Source organism: Sphingomonas panni (genome assembly GCF_022664435.1).
Lineage (GTDB): Bacteria > Pseudomonadota > Alphaproteobacteria > Sphingomonadales > Sphingomonadaceae > Sphingomonas > Sphingomonas panni.
Window position 1 is genome coordinate 73,831 of record NZ_JAKREU010000003.1, and the last position, 26,038, is coordinate 99,868.

The following is a 26,038-nucleotide window of genomic DNA, read 5'->3' on the forward strand; positions in this document are numbered from 1 at the left end:
GGGTCCGCTTACCCTCATGCACGTCGACCTGTTCGACTTCGAACTGCCGACCGACCGCATCGCGCTGCGCCCCGCCGCCCCGCGCGATGCGGCGCGGATGCTGGTGCTGGACGGTGACCGGACGCTCGACATGGGCGTGCGCGACCTGCCGTCCTGCCTGCGGACCGGCGACCTGCTCGTCTTCAACGACACGCGCGTCATCCCGGCACAGCTGGAGGGCAGGCGCGGCGATGCCACGATCGGCGCGACACTCCACAAGCGCGAGGGGCCGCGCCGCTGGCGGGCCTTCGTGCGCAACGGACGACGGCTGCGCGACGGCGATACGATCGATTTCGGTGCAGGCGTCACTGCGACCGCGGGTGACAAGGGCGCGGACGGCAGCTTCGCGCTGGACTTTGCGGGTGACGAACCGGTCGAACTGCTGCTGGAGCGCGCCGGCCGCATGCCGCTGCCGCCCTATATCGCGTCGAAGCGCGGTGGGGCGGACGCGCGCGATGCCGAGGATTACCAGACGCTGTTCGCGCGCGAAGCCGGCGCGGTCGCCGCGCCGACCGCCGCGCTGCACTTCACGCCGGACCTGATGGCCGCGCTGGAGTCGGCGGGGATCGGCCATGCCACGCTGACGCTGCATGTCGGTGCGGGCACCTTCCTGCCGGTCAAGGCGGACGATACCGACGACCACACGATGCACGCCGAATGGGGGCGGATCGACTCCGCCACCGCCGACCGGCTGAACGCGGTACGCGCGGCCGGGGGCCGGGTAATCGCGGTCGGCACCACCAGCCTGCGCCTGATCGAAAGCGCCACCGACGCGCAGGGGCAGGTACAGCCGTTCGAAGGCGACACCGCCATCTTCATTACCCCCGGCTATCGGTTCCGGGGGATCGACGGGCTGATGACCAATTTCCACCTGCCCAAATCGACGCTGTTCATGCTGGTATCGGCGCTGATGGGCCGCGAGCGGATGCTTGCCGCCTATGCCCATGCGATTGCCGAGGAATATCGCTTCTATTCCTATGGCGACGCCTCGCTGCTGCTACCCTAACGCAACTTCCGCCGGAACCTCGTCGGGCGCGGCGAGCAGCCCTTCGCGCTTGGCGACGATGGTCGGCACCAGCATCTGCCCCGCGACGTTGACGGCGGTGCGGCCCATATCGAGGATCGGGTCGATCGCCAGCAACAACCCCGCGCCCTCCAGCGGCAGGCCGAGCGTGGTCAGCGTCAGCGTCAGCATGACCGTCGCCCCGGTCAGCCCGGCAGTCGCCGCCGATCCCAGCACCGATACCATCACGATCAGCGCATAATCGCCCGCGTGCAGCGGCAGGCCGAAGAACTGCGCGACGAAGATCGCCGACACTGCCGGATAGATGGCGGCGCATCCGTCCATCTTGGTCGTCGACCCCAGCGGCACCGCAAAGGCGGCATAGGCCGGCGGCACGCCCAGCGCCTGTTCGGTCCGCTCCTGCGTCACCGGCAGCGTGCCGACCGACGACCGGGTGACGAAGCCCAGCTGGATCGCCGGCCACGCCCGACGAAAGAACCACAAGGGCGAAATCCGGTGCAGCGCCAGCAACGCCGGGTACACGACGAACAGCACGAGCCCCAGCCCGATATAGACCGTCGCGGCAAAGGCGCCGAGCGACGACAGCGTGCCCCAGCCATAGCGCACGATCGCATCGCCGATCAGCGCCGCCGACCCGATCGGCGTCAGCGCGATGACCCAGCGCAGCAGCCGCCGAAGGATCATCAACGCCGAGGTATTGAAGGCGAGGAACGGCTCCCCCGCCGCCCCGACCCGCACGGCCGCAGCACCGACAGCGATAGCAACGACGATGATCTGCAACACGTTGAAGCCGAGGGTGGTCGTCGCGCTCCCGTCCGCGACCTTGGTCGACGCCGTCAGCCCGAGCAGGTTGGCCGGCACCAGCCCTTTAAGGAAATCGAGCCACGTCCCGACCGTGCCCGGCTGCGCCGCGCTGGCCAGCGCGACGTTGCTGTGGAGACCGGGCTGCAGCGCCAGCGCCAGGACGATACCGATCGACACCGCGATCAACGCGGTGATCGCGAACCACAGCAATGTCTGTCCGACGAGCCGCGCGGCATTGGGCAGGTCGCGCAATGCCGCGATCGATCCGACGATGGCGGTAAAGACCAAGGCGGGCACCAGCACTTTGAGCAACTGCACGAAGATCTGACCGACGGTGTGCAGCGCCGCGCCGAGCGCACCCTCCGCCCCGCCCGCCTGCGCCGCGATCAGGCCCAGCGCGACGCCCGCGACCATGCCGATCGCGACCTGAATGCCGAAGGACGGCAGGAACTTCCGGGATTTTTGCATGTGCGAACACTTCGGGTGGCTGGGGTCGCCCCACAACGAAGCATTTCTACGAACGCCCCAATGCCGCGTTACAATCCCTCGCCCCCGACCCAGTGCGCGTTGGAGAGATAGCGGGCGACGTCCCACACCTGTCGCCGCAGATCGGGCACCGCGACGATTTCCCAGAACGCACCGCGCGTCATCGGGCCGATCGCGAACAGCCGCTCGTCGCTCTCCCCGTCCGCGTGCAACACCCGCCCGGTCACCTCGACATCGATGCCCAGATGTTCGCTGTCCGGCCGGATGCGCCCCGCCGAAACCAGCGCAGACAATAGCGGATCGTCGGTGCGCGCGACATCGCCCTGCGGCCCGATGCACGAAATCACGCGCGTCGCATGGATTTGCCGCACCGCCGATTCACCGCGCGGACGCCATGCGACCATCACGCCGCCCTCCACCGCCTGCGCGTCGCAGCTCTTGCCCGCCAGCAGCGTCAACCGCCCGCTCGCCACCATCGACTCGACCCGGTCGGCAACGGCGGGGGCCAGGCGGTGGCGATGGATATCCCACCATGGCCGCAAATGGCGCAGGAAGCGGCGGCGCTCGCCCGGCTCGGCCGCAGCCCATATTCCTTGGGTAAACGGACGTAACTCATCAATGGCGCTACGCCACCCGATCGCCTCCCCCCGCGCCCGGACGGTGCGTACCAGCGCCGACAGGGGCGGACGCGGCCGCTCCCGCAGTGGCTGGGCCGGCGGCGTGGCCGGGGCATGGCGATGCGGCAACAGCCCCCGCCGCGACAGCGCGACGATCCGCCCGGCAAAGCCCTGCGCTTCCAGCGTCAGCGCGACGTCGACCATCGTCAGACCGGTCCCGATCAGCAGCACCGTATCGCCGTGTGCCAGCCCGGTCGTCGCTCCGGCGGCCCACGGATTACCCACAAAGCCAGGGAGTTCCGCGATTCGCTCCAGCCCCGGCGGCACCTGCGGCGCGAGGTTGCCGACTGCCAGCACCACCGCATCGGCGGCAACCCGGCTACCATCTTTCAGCAACACCGTCGCACCGTCGATGTCGACCGCTTCGCCATCGACCACCGTCAACCGGCCGGGTGCCGCCGCCTGCGCCGCCGCCAGCGTTTCGCGCAGATAGACTCCGTACAGCGCGCGGGGCACGAAATCCGCCGGCCCCGCCGCCCCGCCCCGCCCGGCCAGCCACGCGGCGAAATGATCGGGCCGGTCGGGAAAGGCGCTCATATTTGCGGCGCGGACATTCAGCAGGTGGTCGCTCTGCCGCGTGCCATAGGCGACGCCCAGCCCCGCCGCATCACCCCGCTCGATCAGGGTCGCGGCCGGCCCGTCATGGCGCAGCAGGTTGATGGCCAGCAGCGTGCCGGAAAATCCGGCCCCCACGATCGCGACATGGCGGATCATGCCGGGCACGGCCTCGGCAGCGATGGGGTCGGCTGGCGTCATGCCGCAGCGATACCACAGCCGCACGGATTGGGAAGTTGCACCCACCGCTTGCACCCGCCCGAGCAGTTGGGTAAGGGCAGCATCCGCGTGCGGGTGTAGCTCAATGGTAGAGCAGAAGCTTCCCAAGCTTACGACGAGGGTTCGATTCCCTTCACCCGCTCCATCTCCGCACTGAACCCACGGATTTCCGCCATTCCGGCGTCCGGCCGCGCTTTGCGGGACACCTGGCTGTAGCACCAAGTTGCGCACACGCCGCCGTCGTCCGCCCGCAATCCAAGCCCGTGCCGGCGATCGGACGAGACGTGGGACGTGGCCTCGATCACCTATCTGTGCCGGCGTGGTGCGCGCTATTACTACCGCCGCCGCCTGTACCAGCGGAGCGTCGTCAATCATCCTATAAGCGTCTCGCTCGGTACGGCCGATCCGGTCGAGGCGCGTCGCCTCGTCCCCCGGCTGTCCGCCCGATGGGAGATGATGGCGATGCAGATGTTCAACCGGACCAGCCGCGGTTTCCTCCAGGCGCAGGAACTGACGCGCATCTTCCGCGCAGGGCTCGACGAGGAGTTAGGGCTGGCGATGGCCTCCCATTTCGATGCCCCCGACGCGCTGGAAGGGAACCGCCGCACCTTGCGGGTGCTGGAGGCGGCCTATCGGATCGCGGCGCGTCTGCCTGCCGATGCGGACAGCGTGCCGGAAACCATCGTCAACGAGCTGACCGACGGCTTCTCGGAGGAGGATCGCGCAGCCGTCGTGATGATGCTCCGTTCTTTGGCGCCCCATAAGAGCGCCCAACGTGACGCGGAGAGCGCCTTGACGGCGATGTCGGCACCGACGACCCCGCGCGCGATCGATGACGCGCGCGTCCAACTCCTCCGGGCACGGGCAGAAGCGCAGGCGCGCGCAGCGCTTGCCGATCACCCGCTCGCATCTAGCCGGGGTGATCCGTACACGGCACTGCTCGACGACGATGTCGTCGGAGCGATCCGGCGCCAGCCGGTTGCGCCTTCAACCCTAGCGCCATCCGATCAGGCTGATCCGCATCGGTTCTCCAGCGCAACGCCGGTCGACTCCCCGTTCCTCACCCAAGACACCCGACGGTTCAGCGAGATCATCGAGGACACCATCAAGATGATCCAGAGCGCGGGCGACTGGGACGAGGATCTCGATCAGCGCCGGCGTGTGATACGCAGCTTCGGGTGGATCACCGGCGACAAGCGCCTATGCGATTATGGCCCCGCCGATGCCCTGCATTACGCCCAGACCCTCAGGAAGCTACCGACCGAATTTCGCTGGGGAACGCCCGAGGCGGGCGCCATGAGTCGTCCGCTGAAGGAGGTACTTGCGGAGGTCGATGCAATGGCGAAGAAGACGCCGCGCAGCGATCGCACGTACAATCGCGATCTGACGATCATGGCGCGCTTCTCGCGGGAACTGGCCAAGGCGTCGTGGCGGCCGAGATTCGGCAAGGACCTCATCGTCGACTTCAACGAGCACACCGCCAAGGTCCAAGATGATCCCACCGATCCTGACCGGATGCCGTGGACGGAGGAGCAACTGGTCTGCGCCTTCAAGGCTCCGATTTATACGGGCGGCGGCGGGTGCAGCCGACGGTTCAAGACCGGTTCCGACAACAAGGTGTGGCAGGACGCTGCATACTGGGTTCCGCTGCTGCTGGCCTACACCTTCATGAGCCGCGAAGAGGCGTGCGGGCTCGAGTGCAGCGAGATCGTGTTCGACGTCGAGACGCCCTTCCTAATCGTCAAAGCCAACATGACGAAAAGCAAGAATGGCGAGACCGCGGCGGGCCTGAAACGCCGTTCGCGCCACCGTATCATCCCTCTGCATCCGGAACTGCTGCGGCTCGGCTTCCAGGAGTACGTCACAGCGATCGAGGCAGAAGGTCACTGTATGCTGTTCCCGGAATTGTACCGGGGTGATCTCAAGAAGCGTGGTGGAACCCGCTTCTACGCGGGCGCTGGTCGGTACCTGCTCGACTATGTCGATCAGAATGTACCGCTCCTGCGAACCTCCTCGGGCAAGCGCGCAGACCTCCATTCGATGCGTACCGCCGGGGCGAGTTTCCTCGAAGATTCAGACGCGAAGCAGGTCTATATGGATGACATCTTGGGCCATGTCCGTGAGGGAACGGGGCCGCGCAAATACTGCAAGGCATGGTTCGTGAAGGGCGGTGCGGCGATCATTCAGAAGCGGCTGGGTCTGATGTGCGACGCAACGCCGAACCTGACGGCGCATCTCACGCCTGCACCGCTGGCCCTGCTGCCGCTCGAGGAACGGTCGCGGACGGGATCGTACAAGGAATGCGCATCGCGGCGGAAGGCCCGATGACCAAATTTTGGTCATCGCGGGTAGCGCCTAAGCCCGAAAGCGTGCGTGCGTTCGTGTCAACTAGGTATGCCAAAGAGCCGTCGCCGAAGGGCACAGCGAAGGGCTGGGAGTGGGACATTCCTGCCCTTGTAACGCGACACGTTGAACGACGGTTTTCGTCAGCAGCGGACGTCCAGTTGCCCCTCCGCACTGCTAGCTAAGCCGGATACCTTCAGGCGACAGTCAGTCTGCCCGGTGCGAAGTTCCCGACCGACGCTTTCCCGGCGACCCGGTTTCCCAGAGTTTCCGTCATCACGCGCTCGAATGCGGCGATCACCTTCGATGGCGTATCGGCGAGGCGGTGCTCGAACAACAGCGCGTCGTGCATCGGAAGCAGAATGACGACGTCCTGGATGCTGCCCGCTTCAAGGAGCGCCTTCTTGAAGATCAGCGATCCCGTGCCCTGAACGACCTGACTCACCGCAGAACGCCGCTCCTTTCCGGTGAGCGCTCCCGAGTTTTTCCGGGCGTAGTGATTGCCCATCGCGGTGGCGATCCGTCCCGTGCGCTGGAATTCCGCGCAAACCTCCTTCTTCCACTCCTCGTATCGTGCGAAGATCCTAAAGGCATCCTTAGCCTTATCGCGCTCGGCTCCTAGTTCGACAGCGGCGTCCACCAGTGCCTTACGGCTCATCCCGTAAGCGTAGGAAAGGAAGAGCTGCTTGGCGGCCTTCCGGTTGCCTGTGAGTCCGAGATGGCGCCCCGCGAACAGGTCGTACATGTCTCCCGCCGCGTAGAGCGCGGCGAGGTGGTGATCGCCCGAGAGGGCAGCCATGATCCCGACTTCGAACTGATCGAAGTCCACGTAGCTCAATTCCGCGCCTTCGCGAGCGCAGACGATCGGCCGATACTTCTTGGACATGTTTTGGAGCGGCGGATTGCGCAGGACTATACGCGACGTGCGGGACCCGAAGATGTCCACGATGGGGCGCGTGAGCCCGCCAGCCAAGGTCAGGGAGGAGAGCACGCGCTTGGCGGCGTCGAATTCTTGAAGGGCGAGGGTATCACCTCCGAAATCGTCGGGATGGGGAACAAACTCCAGGACGTATCTTGTGGATACGCCTTCGAACTCGAAACCCAAGGCGTAAAGTTTCCGCTCAATTGACGTCCGTGACGGAGACTCTAGTGGCATGTCGTGCTTGGCTGAATAGTTCTTCAGGCAGTAAAAATAGTCGTGCTCAGCTTCGCGGCGCTTTGCCGAAAGATTAGCCGCATTGATCGTAATTCCCGCAGACATCGCCTTCTGGAGCAAACGGTAGACGGGCATTTCAACGCTAAAAAAACGCTCCGTTTCATGCGTAGCGGCGGCTTGGGCGCAGAGCCTGAGGTAGAGCTTCGCGATCGCTCCCGCCGCCTTTGTAGCGATCTCAGCATCGAACGGGATGCCCCGATTAAACATTCTTTTGTATGCTGAGCAAACCTCCTCGGATGCTCCGCAAGGACCGAGATGAGCGCTTATGTCATTCTTCTCGCGATTTAGCCGGTCGTCGGGATTGCCCCCGATGGAAATCCGCAATTCGTCGATGTCCAGTACGACTGCTGGAAGGTCGCCAGTCCTGTCGTAGAGCAGGTCGCGGATCATCCAGAAGTCGTGGCAGACGACCGGACCGGGGTATGCGATGATCTCGGCAGGGTTCGTCTCCACGAGACGATCATGGATAAACCAATAGAAGCAATCTGCACCTCTGCCAGTGAAGTCTTTGATGAAAATTAGCAGCTTGGAAACTGGATCAATCATATTCGTTAATCTCGTCCACGAGATTTAGAATGTCCGGCCGCTCGCGGACAGCGAAGGGCAAGCCATCCTCGTTTTCGTAACGACCCGCCCGGTCTCTAGTCGCTTTCAGGCCTGTCGGCACCCTTCCATAGAGCGAACGCAGCTTGTCATCGTCTAGCACTGTAGACGAAATGAGCAGATACCGGGCGTTCTGATACGGCAAGCCTTCGAAGCCGCTTATGCTTCTTTCGATCAGGCCATTCTCGCCGACACATCGCAACCAGATGAGGATGGCTGCCGCCTCTCCTGACTTTATGTCTTCCTCGAGTTTGCGGTCGGCAAGAGCAACGAGGCCGTCCGATCGGTACTTGCGTGTGCCGAGAAGCAGCCAGATATTGTAGTTCTGCCAATCGTGGATGGCACCGTCCTCGGCTAGCAGGAACGCCTCCAGCGCGGGCAGGCACCTGCCTTCGCGATCCAAGATGGATATGAGCCGGCAATATTGGTCCGTCGATACGGCATGATCCGAAAGTGACGCCGAGAGGGTATCGAGCAGAGAAGTAGAAAGGGCGTCACTCACGTCGAAAAGGCCGGATTCCACAATCTGGGCGACGCGATTGACTGCGAACCTGAAAGAGCGTGACTGCGTCTCTCCGGTTTCGATGCACTTGGTTAGGATTTCAAAGATGTAGGTTACGGATCGCGTGACGATTCGCCGGCTCCGTGACTGCCACATCTGGTTGATCGCGGTCGTCGTGCTGTCCTGCGATGGAAAGAATTCGGCCAGATCCTTTTGCGACGTCTCGGGGGACAGGATCGCTGTCTTGCTCGCGTTGATGTTCAGACCCACCGTTCGGAGTAGGCGGATAAGGTCCTGCAAGGCGCGTCGGGCGTGGACCTCGCTTTCGGCGATGATCCGGATGTCGTCGACGTAGCGGTAATAGTCATATCCCTTTTCCGCCATCGCTCTATCGACACGGGACAGGAGCATGTTGGAGAGGAACGATGAAGCATCCCGGTTCTGTGGCAGGCCATGGCTTCCGCTGAACGTCCACCGTTCGAGAAGCCTGTCGAGGGTGGCGATCGCATTCCTAATCTGAAGCTTCTCCGACCCGGTCGCCTCGATTTCAGGAATGACACTCTCGAGCCCCGTCACGATCTGTTCTCGGGCGATGTTCTCGAAAAAGTTGCTGAGATCGGTAACTAAAAGGAACTTGCTAGATCGGACGAACGTCAGAGTTACACCTTCAAAAGTGAACCATCGATCAATCTTGTTCTTGAAAAGATATTTTTTATTTTGGGGGTGAGGCTCGCGTCGGTAGCTGAGAACCCGATGACTAAGCAGCTTGTCGTAGTACGGAATAAGGAAGCTGCAGATCGACTGATAGATGAATCTATCGAAAAAATCAGTCTCCAGTCCGTATCGTTCGCCAAATCCCTTCTTCGGAATGTTGCGAACGACGCTGCGTGTTCCAGCATATACGCCGTTCCACTCTTGGAGCATCGCGATGATGATCCGTTTCGATTCCTCGGGATCATTGAATAGGTCATCGTATTGCAGGCAGTCGAAATACCAGTCGTCACGCATGTCTTGGCGAAGATGCTTGAGCACCGAACCGAATTGGATCGGGAAGCCAAGCGCCTGACCGTTCTCCCAGAATGCGGAGGTCAGGAAGTAGTCCCCCTCCCTCTTTTTATCAATCGACACTCTAAACCGCCCCCGATAGCCGATGAACAGCTTGTATTTGATCGCCTCATAATAGCTATCGATCCTCTATACGCCAGAGGAGCAATCTCGCTGTCCGGACGATTATTTTTACGGCGAATCGCTGCCAGACCTCCCCGCGAAGAGAATGGCAGGTTCCGGTGGAAGCTGCCGTTTTCAAGCCCGATCGCCGAACGACGTATTCTGGTCGACACCCGGCAGAGCTGAGCCAGAGCAGCCAATACAAGCCCCATAAACATCATTGAATTCCGAGCCCATCAGCCAGCCTTATCGTCCGCCTTCTTTTCAGCCTCGCCGACCGCCTTCTCGCGCTTCTCCTTCAGCTTCTTGGCCTCAACCCAGAACTCATAGGGTGCGTCCTTTAGGAACGGGCCTAGGCTCAGCTGGTCGCTCTGCGTCCATAGGAAGCGCGGATCGACGAGGTCGAACAGCGTCTGCAGCCGCGCCCACTGCAGGTGCTTCGCGGACGATGGCAGAATCTCAAGGTGGCCGAGGGCGGCAAGTTCGAGCCGCCTGCGGCGAAGCGCATCAATCGCCTCGTTGCGCACCGTCGCATCCTCGTCGTCCACCAGGCCGGAAAGCCAGGGCAATTGCGTCGCTGGCGGCATCCATCCCGCCAGCTCTGCCGCCGTCCGCCGGTCGGCCGCCTCGCCGGACACCGCGAGCGCCCCGAGCGCTTGCTCGACCGTATCCGCCGACACATGCGCCCGGACATTGCGGCCGATCTCGGCCCGCAGCGACGGCGAGAAGCGACGATACCGGGGCAGCAACTCGCCCCACGCACGGTCCTTGTCGATCCTGAACAGCAGCCGCACCGCCTCGGGCCTCCGATGGCGGGCGAGAAGCCTGGTCGACGCGAAGTAGGCTTCGTCTGGATCGGTTTCCAGCAGGTGCAGTATCCCGCTGACGGGTCCGATGTCGAACCCGTCGGGACCGCGATACGCAGCGTTGACCAGCATTTCGCGCGCCAGTTCGTCGCCATCGCTTGCAAGCAGGACGATGGCGTCCGTGTCCAGCAACCTATGGCCGCGCTCGCTCATGCGGCGATGGAAGCGGATCGCACTTCTGCGGCTATCTGCGTGTCGTAATAAGGCATGGAGCGTAGGCGTGTGTGTGGTCGAGAGCGCGGCGAGGTCGAGCGCGTCGAGCCAGACGGCGACCGCGGCGCGCGCCTCGGCGTCGCCGCACTCCGACAGGTAGGCGGTCAGGAACCACGCCTCGTTGTCATCGCGGTCGGACAGCATTCCACGGATGGTGGGCAGCAGCGCGGGGTCGTAGAACTCGAGGGCCTTCATGGTACCGACGATCGACTGCCTCACATCCGCGGGCGTCGTGGAGTCGAGCAGCGGTCGGAGCAGAGGCCGCGCGTCCTCCGGATCGCGGAGGAAGCCCGCCAGATCGGCGGCGATCGCGAGGTCCTCCCCCCTTCCGGCCGCGAGCAATTCCGCGACGCGAGCGCGCAGACCCCCGAGATCGCGTCCGGCCGAACTCCGCATCTCCGCCGGCGCGACATAGACAGGTGCGTCGCGCCAAAGCATGCGCTCGATCGCCGCGTCCAGGGAGTGAATGGCGAGGGCCTCCATCCGGAGCACCTGGCGGTAGCCGTCTGCGCCATCATCCACCTGTTCTGCGTCCAGGGCCGCCGATACCGCATCTGCGTCGCTCCAGTGTGCGCATATGTAGCCATCCTCGCGACCGAATCCGTCCGGCCGCCGAAGTTCGGCGACTACCAGCTCGGCATGGCCGGCACCGTCAATCATCGCGAGTACGCGTTCGCACTCGTTGCCCTCGGTGTCGGTGAGCCGCGACGAGCGTCCAGAGCGGCTTGATGCATAGCGCAGCAACTCACACTCAAGATCCGTCCCGGCCCGATGGTGGAGCATTTCGAACTGGAAGGGCTCAGGCAGCCTACAGAGGAAGCCGATAATCCGCCTTGGTGGAGGTGGCGATTGGTCGTCCAGGGTGTTGGCTTTGTTGTGTCGGCGCAGCTGTTCCGTGCAGTCGTCCAGTACGATCTCGAGTGTCTCCCGGTCCATCAGTTCGGGCTGGTTGTAGTAGTAGTGCATGAGCTGACCGCCCCGGTCGCGCCGCCCCGCGACGTTCTCCCGCAACGCCTGTGAGAGGCGTTCGGCATCGTAGCGGTGGAGTTCGGGAAGCCACCAATCGGATGCGCTCCAGCCATACTCGTCCGTGCTGGTCCTCACCTGCTCCAGCGCGGCCTCCGGGTCGATCCGCGCACGGGCTTTGAGCAGCCGCGAGGACATCCAGTCGTCGCGGGTGGGCAACACCGCGTCCAGATGGCCTCGGCGATCAACGGCGTCGAAGTGCCCGAGCGACCCGATTAGCGCCTTGCTGTCGCTCGGTAACATTGCCAGGACGTGATCCTGTCGCCGCACCCAGATTGGTCTGGCGTCGCCGCCCGCCACATAGGCGTCGTCGTTCAGGCACCACAGCAACTGCTCTAGCGCCGGCACCCGCGTCTCCGCGCCGATCCGTGCGTCGAGCCAGATCGGCGATGCGCCTGCGGCGCGCTTGAGCGCGTCGATACTGAGGTTGTACCGAGAGATGGCGTCACTCCTGCCATCGACGTCTTTTGCCGAGTCGAGATCGATTGTCCGCTGAACATGGACCTCGAACAGGCGGTCGAGCACACCCGGCAGCGGTATTCGGGCGGCGACCTTCAGCGCGATCGTGGTCTCGCGCTCGCGACCAGCGTCGAGGAGCCGGCGCACCATGTCTTCGACCTTCGCCGGTGCGCCCATGGCGGCAGCGACGATGGCAGCGGGGATGTGGTGCGGGATGTCCCAGTCCTGGTCCTCGTCATACTCACGCCTAGCGAGGTTCTCTAGCACGGGGAGCAGGTCCGGCCCGACGGTGCCGAGCTGCCGCCACCGGCTCTCGCCGCGCCACTCGTGCGGGGTGTCGGTGACGTGGGCGCAGATCAGGTCGGCGACGAAATCCGGCCCGACCTTGCGAAGCAGCAGCCAGACGAGATCATGAAAAACGTATCCCAGCCGCCGGCCGATCGCCGTGCCGGTTGCGTCGACGAGGTTATCGAAGCCACCGACGATCGCGTCGACCGCAAGCGCATCCAACTCGCCGGCAGCGACTCGCGCGACAATGTACTCCGCGACAGCCCAGTTCAGCATGCGGTCGGTCGAGAAGACGACCTGGTCCGACGCCGGACGGCGGAGAAGGCCCACCACCTCCAGGCGGCGGATCGCTTCCTCGGCGATTCCCGCGTCCTCGAGGTTGCGCCAGTTCCAGGGGTAAGCGGGGCGTTCCCCAAGGAGGCTGCCCGACAGGTTCGTTAGGCGAAGGCGATCGTAGGGATGATCGTACTGTTCGCGGACCATCCCGGTGGCCTCGTCCCAGTAGGACTTGAAAAGCTCGTATTCCGTCGCGTCGACCCAGCCCTCGCTTGCGGGCAGCTTGACGTAGACCCGTGCGTGGACCGGCTTGCGCAGCAGCTCGAAGACATCATCGGGCATCATCTCGAGGGAATCTTGCCGACCGTGGTGCCTTAGGTAGCGGCGCAGTTCGGCGCTGGTGAAGTTCGACACCGTCACCACACGCGTATTCGGACGCGAGCGGACGATCTCGAGTGTGATCCGTGGTTGGCAGGTCAACACGACACGCACGCCCAACTCCGTCCAATCCTGCCGAGCTAGGCTGCGGGCGAAGTTTCGATCCTGCACGTCATCGACATAGACGGTGAGCCAGTGGCCACCGTCCGGCGCGAGGTCGCGCCCTAGACGCCTAGCCATGACCCTGAGCGGCACGTCGGTTTCGAAGGCCGGCCGCCATAGCCGGTCGTTAACCGCGTCAATCACGTCGGCGACCGAGTTGGCCGAAGTCGCCACGACCACGGCGCGACCTTCCGCCTCGTTCAGTGCCGCCTGACAGAGCGACCAAGTCTTGCCCTGACCGGAATCGCCGGACAGCACGATGAACCAGTCCGCCGCCTCTATCGGCGTAAGCCTCGCCTGAGCGTCTGCATCGTAGCCCAGCGTAACGCAGTCGCGCCGCACGGCGGTGAGCGAGAGCGCAGGCACGGTTGCCGTATGCCGCAGCCGCAGCGGTGCGTCCGGACCGACGAGGCGCAGCAACTCGGCCGCGTTGAGCGTCCGACCAGCGCTTCCTTCCTCGAATAGCCGCCCCATAAGCGCGCGCCGTTTCTCCACGACGTCCTCTCCCGGCCCCAGCATAGGTGCCAAGCGGGCCTCGACCTCGCGTTCCGCCGTCATCACGTCAATGTGCACCAACTTCAAATTGTCTAAAACATGGAGCAGGCGGGGGTCGGACGGCGACATCCCCGCCGCGTCGGCAATCCCGGCCAGGAATGCCTCCGGCGATAGTTCCCGTTGGCCCCAAGCGAAGGTCGCTTGCGGGGTATTCGACCGCGCACGGTGGTGCAGGTATGCCGCCAGTGCCTCCAACCCGCGGAGGTTGTTCGTGGTGAACCGGAATCTCTGCTTTTCGCCTGGCCGCGCTCCGGCGACGAGGTCCGGAAGGACCTCCCGCGAAACGGTCCCGGTGGTCCAGCGCCGGTGCAATGCGCGGATCTTGACCTGCTCAATCGTCGGCACGCCCCGGTCGTCGATGCGGATGTCCCCCGCATCGTCCGGCTCGAGCGTTAGCGTCATCGTCGACCCGTCGCCGCCGTCGAGCGCGAAGGATGCGCTCAGCGACATCCCCAGTTGGAGGCTGCGAAGGATTTGAAAGAGGAACCCGGCCAAGGCTAGTTGCCCGCCGGTGGGACGGGACTTTGATCGTGGAGATGGAACGTCGTTTGGAATGACCGCGGCCGCCGATGATTTCGCGGACCATTCCGCGGTTCGGGGATAGCAGCGACACGGCAGCACGCGCCAGCGTCGACGCGTTCGCGCGATCGACTAACTGAACGGCCGGAATGAGGCGTCGAGCTACCAGCATGACGAGTCTAAACGAACTGCTGGTTTCGGTAAACCAGAGCGCGAAAACGGACGATCCGTTCCTCACCCAAGGTCTGACGTAGCCAGACCGGTGACTGGCAAAAGCGCAGATAATCGTCAAATCGCTGCGTTGCCGACTATGGATGTGATTGGGCAAGCGGCAGCTATTGTCGTGTTCGGACGATCATAGGGAGGGGGTGCGAACGACCGGCTCTGGTCGTGAGCCCACGTTGGGGCCGGTAAACGAAGGGTCAGTTACCGAATGATCCGTCCCCAAATCGCACGGCCGGCTTTCCACCAGTACGAGAAGTTCAGAATGTCCGCCCCCTAATCAACCTGACGGTCGCCGTCAGGTTGATCCGTGCGCCTATCTACAATTAGCTGCAAACCATGCCGATCGTTTTTACCATCCACACGCCCTCCGGCGTCCGCAGCAGTTCGAACGTCTGATGGTGCGCGGCCTGTGATTGCGGCGAGATGTAATAGACCGTGAAAGCCAGCGCGTTGGCGGCAGGCTTACGGACGTCGCTGAGGCGCAGCACGTCCTGGCAGTAGCGCGGGTCGTGATATTGGTCTTCGCCCCGCGCGACATAGCCCTGCGACGGTCCGAAATTCGATGGGGTCACCGCGTCGCGATTCAGTGCCCTCCAGGCGGTGTCGTTGACGCCGCAGGCGCTGGTCCGGATGAGGCGTTCGATCAGTGGGGCTGCCGCTGCCATGTCTTTGGCGATGTCCGGGTTGGTCTGCCTGGCTGCGACGGCTTCGTGAATGGCGCGGGCCTGCTCGGCGCTCGGCTCGACCACCGCGATGGGGCGAACCGGTGTCGGTGCGGATGCGCCCTGTACGGCGGGCACGGTCATCGCCTTCAGCACGCGGCCGAGGAGGCCATTCTGCGCGGGGGCGACAGCCGGCAGCATGGCGACAATGACAGCGGCGGAGATCGGGAATGTCTTCATGGTCGTGTTCCTGTGTCCGGGGTTCAGAAGCGGGCCACCCAGTGGGCGAGCATGGAGGGTGAGCCGTCCGTCAGGTCCTGCATGAGGCCGATCCGGACGGTGGAGCGGGGGCCGCCGGTCGAATAGCCGGCGGTCAGCTGCACGCGGCGCTGCCCGGCGAGGCTGGCGCTGATCGACTGATAGATCAGGGATCGGGTCGCCAGATCGTAGCCGCTGGCATAGGTCAGTCGCGCAGCGCCGGCTTCGATCGTCAGCGGTTGTGCGACCCCAAGGCTGACGAGCCCGCCCAGCGCCGTGCCGGTCATCTGGAAGCCGAGGCGGCTGCCGACCAGCGGTGTCGTTCCGGTGACGAGGGACGCCGTGACCGGCTTCATTCGCGTCAGGCCGAGCGAGCCATAGCCCTCGATGCTCCAGCCGGGCGCGACGCCGAACCCATGATGTGCTTCGATCATGACGGTGCGGGCGCCGCCACCGAGACGCAACGCGCCTTCGCCCGTGGGCATGCCCATCAACGTGCCCACCTCATCGATGAAGGACACCCGCATATCCGCTACCCGGCCGGACCAACCCAGGGTCACGGCGCTCGCCGCACTCTCCCGTGTGCGACCGCTGGCGATGGTGATGCCCAGGCGCCCGCCAGTCAGGTACCGATCGACGCCCATGCTCGTGCCAGCCTGCGGCACATACGCCAGGACTCCGTCGGCGAAGGGGGCAAGCCCCATCACGTCCGACTGAAGCGAGTCCGCCGCATTCCACGCTGCACGAATGCCGAGGCCGTCGCTGACATAGTCGATAGTGCCGGCCGTCGCCTGGGTGACGAGCTGGTCGCCGGCGGGGCCGACCCGCGCGCTGGCGAATCCCATCGTCCCGGTGAAGCCGCCAAAGGACAGCGCCGACTGGTGGCCCATCTGGGCGACGCGGCGCCAAATCCGATGATCGGCACCGACCTGCGGCTTGACGATCAACCCGGCGAGCGATGCGGCATAGTCGCGGCCGAACTGGTCGAGGATCGTGACGTTGGACAGCGCCGTCTGGATCGCTGCCGCGCCCATCGGTGCCGGCAGCGCCATCACCGAATTACGCACTGACGTCTGCGTCGCGCCGTTCGACAGCGTCGGATTGACCGGAGCCAGCGCGGCCTTGAAGTCGACCAACCCGTGGCCGAACACGTCGTCCACGCCTGGATCGCCGATGTCCTTCGCGGTCGTCAGGATCACCTGGCCTGCCTGCTGCCCGGTCAGTTGCGGCCATTTCGACAGGATGTCGGCGGCGAGCGCGGCGACCGTCGGCGTCGCCGAACTGGTGCCGCTGAACAGTCCGACGGTGCCGTTGACCAAGGTGGTCACGTTCGTGCCGACGGCCACCACATAGCGGTCCTTCATGGTCCCGGCGCGGTTCGAATAGGACTCGATGGTGTAGGCTTGGATGTTGGGGCTCAGCGCGCCGACGAAGATGATCGCGTTGACGTTGGATGCGTCGATGGCGGCGGCATCCGCAGGATTGGCCGCGGCGCTGTTGCCAGCGGAATTGACGATCAGGCCGCCGGTCGCGCCGAACCGGGTGACGGCCTGGCCCCAGGTGGTGCTGCCGCCCTGGTTCAGCGAACTGCTGACGATCTTGATCTTCTGCGCCGTCGCATAGTCGAGCGCCTCCACGGCGCGGAAGATCGCCTCGGTCTTCGTATCCTCATCCCAGTCCGAGACGCGAAGCACCGCGAGCCTGGCGCCCGGTGCATAGCCGACCGCGCCTTGCCCGTTTGCGTTACCCGCGATGATGTTGGCGACCGCGGTTCCGTGATCGGACTGGTCGTCGCCCAGGACATCGCGCTTCGTCTTGACCCCGCCCTTGGTGACGTAGCCGAAGTCCTTCGACAGTGACGCGTCGATGCGACCATCGAGTTCGCCGTTCACGTTGACGACGCCGTCGTCGATGACCGCGACGGTCACGCCGTGGCCATCATTGCCACTGTCCAGCGCATAGAGCGCGTTGACGAATTCATTCGCGCCGTAGTTGCGGCGGAACTCGGCCGTGTCCGCAGCCGATCTGGTCGGCTGCAGGTTGGACGGCGTGATGATGTAGCCAGCCGGCGGTGGCACCGGCGCCGAATATACGGGCGGTGTTGGTGTGGGCGTAGGTGTGGGCGTCGGTGTCGGCGTCGGACTGGGGGTTGGCGTAGGTGTTGGAGATGGCGTGGGCGTCGGTGACGGAGTGGGTGTTGGTGACGGGGTAGGACTTGGCGACGGAGACGGCGTCGGGCTTGGCGTCGGCGCAGGCGTTGGGCTTGGCGCGGGCGTTGGCGTCGGTGCCGGCACTGGCACGCTACCCGAGCTGGCTAAGCTACCACCACCGCCGCCGCAGGCTGCAATCGTCAGCGTCAGCAGGCTCGCCGACGCTGCCTTGATCCCCCGTAATCTCGTCATGTCATCCCCCTCGAAGGGATGCACGCCAGCCGGCGGCACCCCGTTGAATGACGGGGTGCCGGCCCTCTGGAGACCGGATGTTCGAAACCTGTAGCGAACAGGCGCGGGCGCCTTTAGCCGGGTGGCCTGGACATACGCGTCCGCCACCCGGTCACAAAGAGCTTTGCGACCGTGTGTTGGTCTTTCGACCGATGGTGGTCTTGCGACCGGCTTCGCTACAGGGTTTCGACGCCCCGGCCTGCGGAACTGAAAGTCTCGCAGGCCACCTCAGGCTATAGCCGGATCGTTAACAAATTCCTAGTCGTCCAGATGGACGTGGTCTTACCTGACAGCTGACCCCATTCGGCATACGCCTCTGCCGCGTCGTCCGAACTGGTACCAAACTGGGCTCTTGACCCAAAAATCGAGATTATCCGGGAAATAGCCCATTTTGTGGACAAATCGCTTATCCGCAAAATACCTGATTTTTGGGACAAGGCGTTTTTGGGGCTATTCGCTGTCGATCCTTGCAACGGCTCAGAAAGCCCTATTTTGCAGCTGCGCCGATTTTCGGGACAAACCCGGCTTCTCCTAGGCCTCGCTCTGACATCAGGTCATCCCGGTGGGCGATCGACTACCAGCAATCCACAGCCAAATTGCCCATAAACCCCTGATTTTACGTCTATCCGTAAAATGGGGTATTTTGGGTCAAACCAAAATACCGATTTTTGGGACAAGCCCGGAAACCCTATCCGGAAAATGCTCTATTTTTGCAGAATAGGGCGAAAAGCCGCCTCCGCGGACACCATCCGGCATTTTCCGGATAACCAGATTGGTACAATTTCGCACCTGAGCCGCCGACCCCCATGGTCGGACGGGTGAAGGGGCAAATTCATGTCAGGCGCAATACCGCAAACGTGTGGCAGGCCATCACGTTTGCTGCGCCACCCCCGAGCTTCGGGGGCGGTTGGCTCGCATACGCTCGTTTGTGCTCGGCGCGGGGCGCCTCGGGTCGGACGCGCGGCGTCCTCGGGCGCCCCGATGCGGCTTCGACCGCATCGGGGCTGGGGCGTTCGTTTGTCGCAAACGCCCGACCAACATATAACCACCGACACTGTCGGGACATCATCATGGACGAACTCTACGCCGCCTTTAAGCATCTAGCCCGCCGTTTCCATGGCCGCTGGAGCAGGCTCGACGACGCGCTCACCCTCATTCGATCGACCAGTGGCGCGAAAACTAGCGAAGGCGAACGCACCCGCCGGATGCTCCTCAACGCCTTTCGGGTGCAGACCTACCCGGACAGCATTCGCGAGACACTGCAGACCGACCGGCTAAACGCCATGCGGGCGCTGGGCGAACCGCTGAGCGAGGCGCTAGGGCATATTATCACGATCGAGTTCGCCGAGGAGATGCTTAGGGCGTTGGACGATGCGGAAGGCCAACGTAAGCGCGAAACTGCAGCTGCGAAGAAGATCGAAAAGACGGACCAGGTCTACGGTCCTTTCATCCGCGCCATGCACAACCATGGTATCGTGCGTGGCCATCATGAGGTCATGACCGAGCAGGATTGGGCCGTCGTCGCCAAATACATACGCCGCAGGGTCGCGGCCCGCCTGCGCAACGTCCCGCCCATTCGGACATACCAGGAAACCCTTACGCCGGATGGGCGGCTTCATCCGTTCTGGAACAGTTACCGCATGCCGGTTGATCAGGTGGATGGTGAGGAAAAGGTGAAAGGCACACCGACCCCGCCGCCGCGCTGATCATGCCCGCGGGACATCGTCCCGCTTTCCACAGCATGAGGTGACCTATGCGCTCTTCACAGCGCCCGTCCAGCCACGCCAGCGTTCCGGGCTCCGTCGTGGCCTATGACATCGAGACGATCGCCCCGGCGACGCCGGATGGCGCGTTCCCGCCCTGGCCGCTGCACCGGCCGGTGGCGATCGGCTTTGCCGCCGCGTCCATATGGAATGGCGAATGGAGGTTCGACATCGAGGCGCTGGTCGCAACCGGCGATACCGACGAGGCCGATCTGATCCGCGCCGCCGACGAGCGCTTCTCCCGGGCGCAGGTCGTGACCGGCTACAACTCCACTCAATTCGATGCGCTGGTCCTGCGGCTGGCCGCCCAGCGCTGCCGGTTATGGAACTTGCCGGCGCTGGCCGATCACGCTGCTGCGCATCGCTATGGCGGCGAACATCTCGATCTCGCCGACCGCTATGCGAGCTTCGGTCGCAAGGTCGGGCTGGCAGCGCTGTGCGACCAGATCGGCATCCCCGTGAAGACCGATGTGGCGGGTGGCGATGTCGCTGCCTTGTGGGAGGCGGGCGAGCATGACCGCATCCGTCGCTATGTGATGGAGGATGCTGTCGCGACGCTCGTCCTGTGGTTCGCCTGGGCGGCGGCGCGCCACGCTGACGAGTCGCTGGTGACGCGACCGCTGGCGGCCCTTGCGAGACGGATCGAGGCGACGCCGGAGCTTCATCATCTCCACGCCTTCGTCGACTGTCCGCTGATGCGCTGGTCGCGCCCGCGAGCGCTCGCCGCCGATGTGCGCGCCGCGCTCGACGGCGTCACTGCGACGCTCCGCCGCGAAGCCGATGAGCGGGCCTTCGCCGCCGCCTGACCGCGACCATCACCACCAAGCCTCCCGGACGGCCCGGCCATCAACGCAGATGGCCGGGCCGTCGTCATTTCAAGGACCCCCGTCATGACCACCGACACCCTCGTCCTGTCCGTCGCCTGCATCCGCCAACCGGCCCTGGCGCAACGACCGGCCCGCACCCTGCTGATCGGCGCTGCGACGCTCGCGGTACGCCGCAGCTTCGGCACCTATGGCTTCGATCTCGTTGCCGACAGCACCACCGTCACCGATGATCCGGCCCAGACGATCGCCTGGCTGGCCGACCGCCTACGCCATCCGCCCGGACGGCTGCTGCTATGGCGCGCCGAGGACATCGTCGTTCCCGCCCTGATCGAATGCGCCAGCACCGCGCGCAACGCGGTCGCCGCCGCCCGGATGCTGCGCGGGCTGTACGCGGCGCTGGAGAACGGAATGGTCGACGTCGCCGACGCCTTTGGCGGTTCGGCCGCGACCTCGTTCGACGCCGTCGCCCATCGTGCCAGTCTGCCGTTCGTGCCGATGACGGCCACCACGCTCGCCGACGCGCACCAGACCGGCAATCACGGTGATATCGAAGATCATCTTGCCGCCCGTGCCAAGGCCACATGGCGGATGTGGCTGGACGGCCAGCCGGACACTGGCCCGGTCCGTGCCGCCACCGAAGCTTGGCTCGCTACCCCGGATACGGAGGTGCGGTCGTGATGATGATCATCGATGGCATGCCGCATGTCCGTCCCTGCCGGTCGATCCCGTCGGACGGTCTGGCGGACAACGAATGGAGCACCTCGATCCCCACCCAGCATACGTCGCTCACCCAGCCGCTGCCGCTCGCCGGCGGCGGAATGCTGGAGCGCGCTGGCAGCAGCGGCGAGGCACGCCTGGCTTCAACGCTGCGCGCCGAGGCACCGTGGATGGCGGCATTCGCCGACCGGATCGCCGAACGCGCCGCGCTGAGTCTCTGGGCGGGGCGGCCATGGCTGGCGCTGCGCCCCATATTGCTGGTCGGAGCGCCGGGCGCGGGCAAGACGTACTTGGCGCGCAGGTTGGGCGTCCTTTCTGGCTGTGGCGATGCGGTACTGTCCTTCGCCGGGGTCAACAGCAACGCGGTCCTGGCAGGCAATCCGAGGGGCTTTCGTCATCCGCAGCCCTGCCTGCCAGCAATGGTCATGCAGCGGACAAACACCGCCAATCCGGTGATCGTCATCGACGAGGTGGAGAAGGCCATCGCGAGCGATCTGGGTGACGCGGTCGCGACGCTGATCGGCATGCTGGAGGGAGCCGGTGCCTGCCGCTACTTCGACGGCTGCCTCGCCGCCGAGATCGACTTGTCGCACATTAACTGGGTGATGACGGGCAATCGCATCGACCGATTGCCCGCAGCCCTCCTGTCGCGGGTCGAGGTCATCGACGTGTCGGGGCCGCGGCCGGAAGATGCCGAGCAGTTGCTGCCCGCCCTGTGGCGGGACGTCGCCCATCAACTCGGCCTGCCACCATCGGCACTGCCACAGATCGAGCAAGCCGCCGAGACCGCGCTGCTGCGTCTGTTCCGACGGACGCGCTCCATACGCCGCCTGCGCCAGGCGATCGAGACGCTGGTCGCCGTGTCGGCACGCCATCGGCTTCGCGAAGTCCATTGATGGTCATCGAAGGCGGTGCGGTGAGCACCGTCAGGAACGGGAAAAAATGCTCCGGCCGGGAAGCGGCCGTCACCAGAAAGGAATGTACCCATGGAAACGACTGTCCGCCACCAGAACTTTATGCTCGCGCTGCGTCAGCTGATGGGCTGGCCCACCTTCGCGCCGGTGAACAACGCGATCGCATTTACCTCGGGCCAGACGATGTCAGCGCCGGTTGGCGTTGAGCTTGGCCGTATCGCACAGGCGCTGAACAAGGACCTTGTCTATTCGGGATGGTCGACCATCACCGCCAGGGAACCGGATGGCTTCGCGGTGGCCTTTCGCGATCTGGTCACGGTCGACATCATCGATCGGCTTGTTCCCTTCGCTGCGGACGATCGCGCACGCGTGATCCTGGTCAGCACCTCCACCGACGAGCATTTCGCGATCGACACGCGGGGTTCGCTGATCCGCATGGCGGGTCGGCCGAAGGCCGTGCGCGACGGCCGTGCGCTGGCGATGTCGCGGATCAAGGCGGTGGCCGCCACCCGCAGCGGCGACTTGCTGCCGGATAACCAGTTCGTTGCCACCGGTGCCGCCGTTACCTGCCCGCAGCCCTTGCACGAGACGATCGTCCGCTTCGCCTGACTTACCCGGCGGCACCAGTTGATGGCCGCTAATTCCTGATTGTTCTGGAGACCTTACATGCCCCTCGAAGCCACAACGCCTCGCCCACGACGCAGCTGGATCGTGCTCGATATTGAGTCCGCCGTTCTCGATCATACCGCCCACCAGCGCTACCAGCAGATGGAGCGCTGGACGCCGTCGCCGAACAAACCAATCCGCCGTGGCTACACCCGCAGCGAAGACCCGCTGACCTGTCCGCGATGGATTTTCCAGACGCTCTGCGTCGCGTCGATCATGGTGCTGGTCGAGGATGCTGAGGGCGGCTTTGATGTGCGAAGCTTCGAGACGTTGTCCGCCCCGGAATTGGATGAACGCGGTGTTGTGGCCGGCGTTCTTCGCGTGCTGGCCGACGCCCCGCCAGAGGCTGAACTCTGCACCTGGATGGGATTGGTCCATGACATCCCGCTGCTGATTGCGGCCGCGATGCGGCACGGTCTGTCGCTACCACGAAGCTGGGGCTGGCTATCGCATGGTGGTTTCCACCGCGACCGCCATATCGACCTGGCCCGCGCGCTGACCGCAGGCATGAAGATCAAGCCGATCCATCTGGCCGAGGTTCTCGCCGCGATGGACCTGCCGGGCAAGCTGACCTGTCCGCCCTTCGCGGTCCCCCGGCTGATCGAGACGGGGCGATGGGATGAGGTGGCGTCCGCCTGCGAGGTAGACGTCATCTCGACCGCACTGTTGCTGGCCCGCTGGCGGCGCCTGACGGACCCTCGCGCCGAAGCCGAGGCGGTCGAGGATCGCATCCTTCGCCGCGTCATCGAACAGCGACCGGGACGGGGGTACATCGCCGCGTTGCAGGCGCATCGTGATCGACGCTTCGCCGCACAATATGCGAAGGCCGCCAATGATGCAGCGGTCCTGGCACCGTGGCTGGATCAGGATGCGGCCTGATCCTTCACCCTTGCTTCACCAACCTGCGTTAGCCTCGCCGTCATGACAAGGCTGGTCCTACTCTCACATGCGCCGATCTGGGAAAATGCGGACAGCCTGTCTGCGGATTCTTGTATTGGCGCATGAGGAAATAGGACCCGTCATGTCCAAGCCCTTCGTTCCTGCCGAGGACGCCCGCCAACTCACCCGCGACGAAATCAAGGCCGAGCTGGTCAGGATCGATATGACACCCGGCACCGTAATCACGCGCTGCGCCGAACAATTCGCCGCCGATTATCCGGGTGAAGGGCGTGATCTCCTTCAGACGGCAATCGTCGGTGCGCTGACGACGCGGACGTGTCGTGAAGGGGTGTCGGGCGAGCGGTTCCTGGCAGGCATCATGCGCAGCATCGCCTCGACCCATCGCCGCGCGCGTGAACGGCGTGGCGAGGACGTCGTGTCGCTGCCAGTCGAGGTCCTGGCCGAACAGATGGCGATGGGCGGCTATACCGTCATGGCGGCCGACGACGTCATCGAGATCGAACGCGTGCGGCTGCTGTGCGAGCACATCCTCGACCAGCTCAGCGCTGCCTCGCCGCGTCAGGCCGCGCTGATCGACGGGATCGGCCTCGGGCTGCGCGGGCAGGCGCTTGCCGACCACCTTGGCCTGTCCATGCAGGATCTCGCCACCGTGCGTCGCGCGCTGAAGCGTCATGCACAACGTCTGTGGATCGACGTCGATACGCAGATCTTCCGATCCGAGGCGTCAGCCGGCGCACAGTAGAAGATGGAGCCGCGCGGGCTTCTATCCACCTTTTGCGTAATCCAAGGTGGCGCGGCACTGGCCGCGGACGAGATGGCAAGATCTGCTGTCAAGATGGCTGCACGTAAAAATCAGCAAGGAGAGGTGAATGGAATATATTTCGCTAGCGGGCCTCGCGTGGCTGGCACGGTACGGCCTGAACATTGATTCGATGATGGATCGATGGAAAAATGGCCGTGGCGTCACACCTCGCCGCACATCATCCGATCAAAATCCAGATTGTAGAGATGAAGATTTTCCTGACGGCAGCATCATATATCATTGTGGATTTTGGCTGACGTATCAAATGTGCAATGGCATTTCTTATGACGAGATGCGCAATCGGCGTGCTAAGCTGGTCGTTCGAGGAAATATCCTTTCCGAAGCCGCTATCGCCAAGCTCTACAGATCGGCCACACCGCTCAGAGATGTCGTGGAATTGCCCGAACATTTCATCGTTACCTTCGCCAATGCCAAGATAATCCGAGCAAGGAATTTGGAAAAGAGCGCGGTGGAGTTCCTGTTGCGGGTAGATTGGATGACGACCACGCAGGCTTATAATCTCGAGCGGATGTGAGCGTATGGAACCCGTACTGACGCCGCCGGCGGCAGTACGGGCGTTGTTGGATCAGCTTTCCATTCTACCCTGCTCGTCAGCGGTGCCGCCGCTCCAGATTTCACCCATCGGCATCTTATCGGGTTCAGCATCGCCCGCCGATACGGCCCCGCTACTGTGCGACCCTTCTATCGTCTCGGGCTGCTCGCTGCGTATTTGGATGTCGGCGTCGGTGTCAGCAACGGGTTCGCGATCGTCATGGTTGCCGTCCGGCCTGTCATTCGACTTGATCTCAGCCGAAGGCTGATCGCCCGCACCGAGTTCGACCCCGCCGACCTTGGTGATCGCGGGCTTATCCGCCTGAATGGAAAGTTGCTCCAGCCGTCCGGTCAGTCGATCTTCACGGCGACGGGCATCATCGAGCTGAGCCCTGAGCTGATCGCTTTGGCTTCTCGCGGCATCGCGTTCTTTCTCCGCTTCGATCCATCGATCGGTCAGCATCTCTACCTCGGCTTTGCTCCTGTCGAGGTCCTGCTCGGCCGTCGCTATCCGAAGCGAAGCGCCGCGATGTATAGCATTGACCGTGTCCCGGAAGGCGTTGAGCAGGGTATTCATCCCATCCGTTGTGAAGCGATCGAAAAGGCCCTGAAACGCCGCGCGGACTTCGGGCGGGACTTCGAGTACTGGCGGAGCGTCCTTCTCGGCAACGGCCGCTTTCCAGAGCCTCACGTTTTTATAGAACAGGCCATTGGGCTCGACGCCCAACAGAGCCGCCGCCTGATTGATACAGCCATCCGGTTTCCACTGTCCGGACTTGACCAGGCTTTCCAGCTTCCCCGCCAAGACGTTGGGACGAAGCCATTCCTCACTCTTCTTCATGGTATCACTCGCCATCGGCGAGCCGGACTGATCCTGCGAGACCTGCGAGACCTGCGATATCGCAGGTCTCGCAGAAGAAGGCATTCAACAGGT

General features: G+C 64.1%; 18 protein-coding genes and 1 tRNA gene. 11 read left to right on the top strand and 8 right to left on the bottom strand.

What is annotated here, in order from left to right; translation table 11 throughout:
• Positions 1–16: 16 nt before the first annotated feature.
• Positions 17–1,045: a tRNA preQ1(34) S-adenosylmethionine ribosyltransferase-isomerase QueA gene (queA, locus tag MF609_RS07455; protein WP_242415689.1), complete on the top strand. Its 1,029-nt coding sequence runs from the start codon at positions 17–19 to the stop codon at positions 1,043–1,045.
• Here queA and MF609_RS07460 read toward each other — a convergent pair.
• Positions 1,037–2,335 (bottom strand): dicarboxylate/amino acid:cation symporter, encoded by a 1,299-nt coding sequence (locus MF609_RS07460; protein ID WP_242415690.1) that lies wholly within the window; start codon positions 2,333–2,335, stop codon positions 1,037–1,039. The genes queA and MF609_RS07460 overlap by 9 nt on opposite strands.
• Positions 2,336–2,403: 68 nt before the next feature.
• Complete coding sequence (locus tag MF609_RS07465; protein ID WP_242416000.1) at positions 2,404–3,744, bottom strand: FAD/NAD(P)-binding protein; 1,341 nt, start codon at positions 3,742–3,744, stop codon at positions 2,404–2,406.
• Positions 3,745–3,875: 131 nt separating this feature from the next.
• On the opposite strand from MF609_RS07465, the gene MF609_RS07470 reads away from it, so the two are divergent.
• Positions 3,876–3,949, top strand: a tRNA-Gly gene (locus tag MF609_RS07470).
• A 146-nt stretch (positions 3,950–4,095) separates the two neighbouring features.
• Positions 4,096–6,132 (top strand): site-specific integrase, encoded by a 2,037-nt coding sequence (locus MF609_RS07475; protein ID WP_242415691.1) that lies wholly within the window; start codon positions 4,096–4,098, stop codon positions 6,130–6,132.
• A gap of 211 nt (positions 6,133–6,343) precedes the next feature.
• On the opposite strand, the gene MF609_RS07480 is transcribed toward MF609_RS07475, so the two are convergent.
• The 5 genes from MF609_RS07480 to MF609_RS07500 form a co-directional block, all read right to left on the bottom strand.
• Complete coding sequence (locus tag MF609_RS07480) at positions 6,344–7,909, bottom strand: DNA polymerase (RefSeq protein WP_242415692.1); 1,566 nt, start codon at positions 7,907–7,909, stop codon at positions 6,344–6,346.
• Positions 7,902–9,596, bottom strand: a complete 1,695-nt coding sequence (locus tag MF609_RS07485; protein ID WP_242415693.1) for an RNA-directed DNA polymerase — start codon at positions 9,594–9,596, stop codon at positions 7,902–7,904. The genes MF609_RS07480 and MF609_RS07485 overlap by 8 nt, the downstream gene beginning before the upstream one ends.
• Before the next feature lie 275 nt (positions 9,597–9,871).
• On the bottom strand, positions 9,872–14,353 hold the full coding sequence (locus tag MF609_RS07490) for a HEAT repeat domain-containing protein (protein WP_242415694.1): 4,482 nt from the start codon (positions 14,351–14,353) through the stop codon (positions 9,872–9,874).
• A 572-nt stretch (positions 14,354–14,925) separates the two neighbouring features.
• On the bottom strand, positions 14,926–15,504 hold the full coding sequence (locus tag MF609_RS07495) for a hypothetical protein (RefSeq protein WP_242415695.1): 579 nt from the start codon (positions 15,502–15,504) through the stop codon (positions 14,926–14,928).
• Positions 15,505–15,527: 23 nt separating this feature from the next.
• The gene (locus MF609_RS07500) at positions 15,528–17,600 is read right to left on the bottom strand and encodes a S8 family serine peptidase (protein WP_242415696.1); all 2,073 of its coding nucleotides are present in this window, start codon (positions 17,598–17,600) and stop codon (positions 15,528–15,530) included.
• Between the two features lie 1,433 nt (positions 17,601–19,033).
• On the opposite strand from MF609_RS07500, the gene MF609_RS07505 reads away from it, so the two are divergent.
• The 8 genes from MF609_RS07505 to MF609_RS07540 all read left to right on the top strand — a co-directional run bounded on the left by MF609_RS07505 (position 19,034) and on the right by MF609_RS07540 (position 25,087).
• Positions 19,034–19,669: a hypothetical protein gene (locus MF609_RS07505; RefSeq protein WP_242415697.1), complete on the top strand. Its 636-nt coding sequence runs from the start codon at positions 19,034–19,036 to the stop codon at positions 19,667–19,669.
• A 47-nt stretch (positions 19,670–19,716) separates the two neighbouring features.
• A complete protein-coding gene (locus MF609_RS07510; RefSeq protein WP_242415698.1) occupies positions 19,717–20,532 on the top strand; it encodes a ribonuclease H-like domain-containing protein in 816 nt (271 codons plus the stop codon).
• An 84-nt stretch (positions 20,533–20,616) separates the two neighbouring features.
• Positions 20,617–21,231 carry a hypothetical protein gene (locus MF609_RS07515; RefSeq protein WP_242415699.1) on the top strand — a complete coding sequence of 205 codons (615 nt, stop codon included), beginning with the start codon at positions 20,617–20,619 and terminating at the stop codon, positions 21,229–21,231.
• On the top strand, positions 21,231–22,166 hold the full coding sequence (locus MF609_RS07520; RefSeq protein WP_242415700.1) for an AAA family ATPase: 936 nt from the start codon (positions 21,231–21,233) through the stop codon (positions 22,164–22,166). The genes MF609_RS07515 and MF609_RS07520 overlap by 1 nt, the downstream gene beginning before the upstream one ends.
• Positions 22,167–22,256: 90 nt before the next feature.
• The gene (locus MF609_RS07525) at positions 22,257–22,793 is read left to right on the top strand and encodes a hypothetical protein (RefSeq protein WP_242415701.1); all 537 of its coding nucleotides are present in this window, start codon (positions 22,257–22,259) and stop codon (positions 22,791–22,793) included.
• A 57-nt stretch (positions 22,794–22,850) separates the two neighbouring features.
• Entirely contained in the window at positions 22,851–23,729 is an 879-nt protein-coding gene (locus tag MF609_RS07530; RefSeq protein ID WP_242415702.1) for a 3'-5' exonuclease, read from the top strand.
• A 142-nt stretch (positions 23,730–23,871) separates the two neighbouring features.
• Positions 23,872–24,492 carry a hypothetical protein gene (locus tag MF609_RS07535; protein ID WP_242415703.1) on the top strand — a complete coding sequence of 207 codons (621 nt, stop codon included), beginning with the start codon at positions 23,872–23,874 and terminating at the stop codon, positions 24,490–24,492.
• A 127-nt stretch (positions 24,493–24,619) separates the two neighbouring features.
• Positions 24,620–25,087: a hypothetical protein gene (locus MF609_RS07540; protein ID WP_242415704.1), complete on the top strand. Its 468-nt coding sequence runs from the start codon at positions 24,620–24,622 to the stop codon at positions 25,085–25,087.
• Between the two features lie 51 nt (positions 25,088–25,138).
• Here the strand turns inward: MF609_RS07540 and MF609_RS07545 are convergent, their stop codons facing one another.
• Positions 25,139–25,945, bottom strand: coding sequence for a coiled-coil domain-containing protein (locus MF609_RS07545; RefSeq protein ID WP_242415705.1), 807 nt, complete (start codon positions 25,943–25,945; stop codon positions 25,139–25,141).
• Positions 25,946–26,038 lie beyond the last annotated feature (93 nt).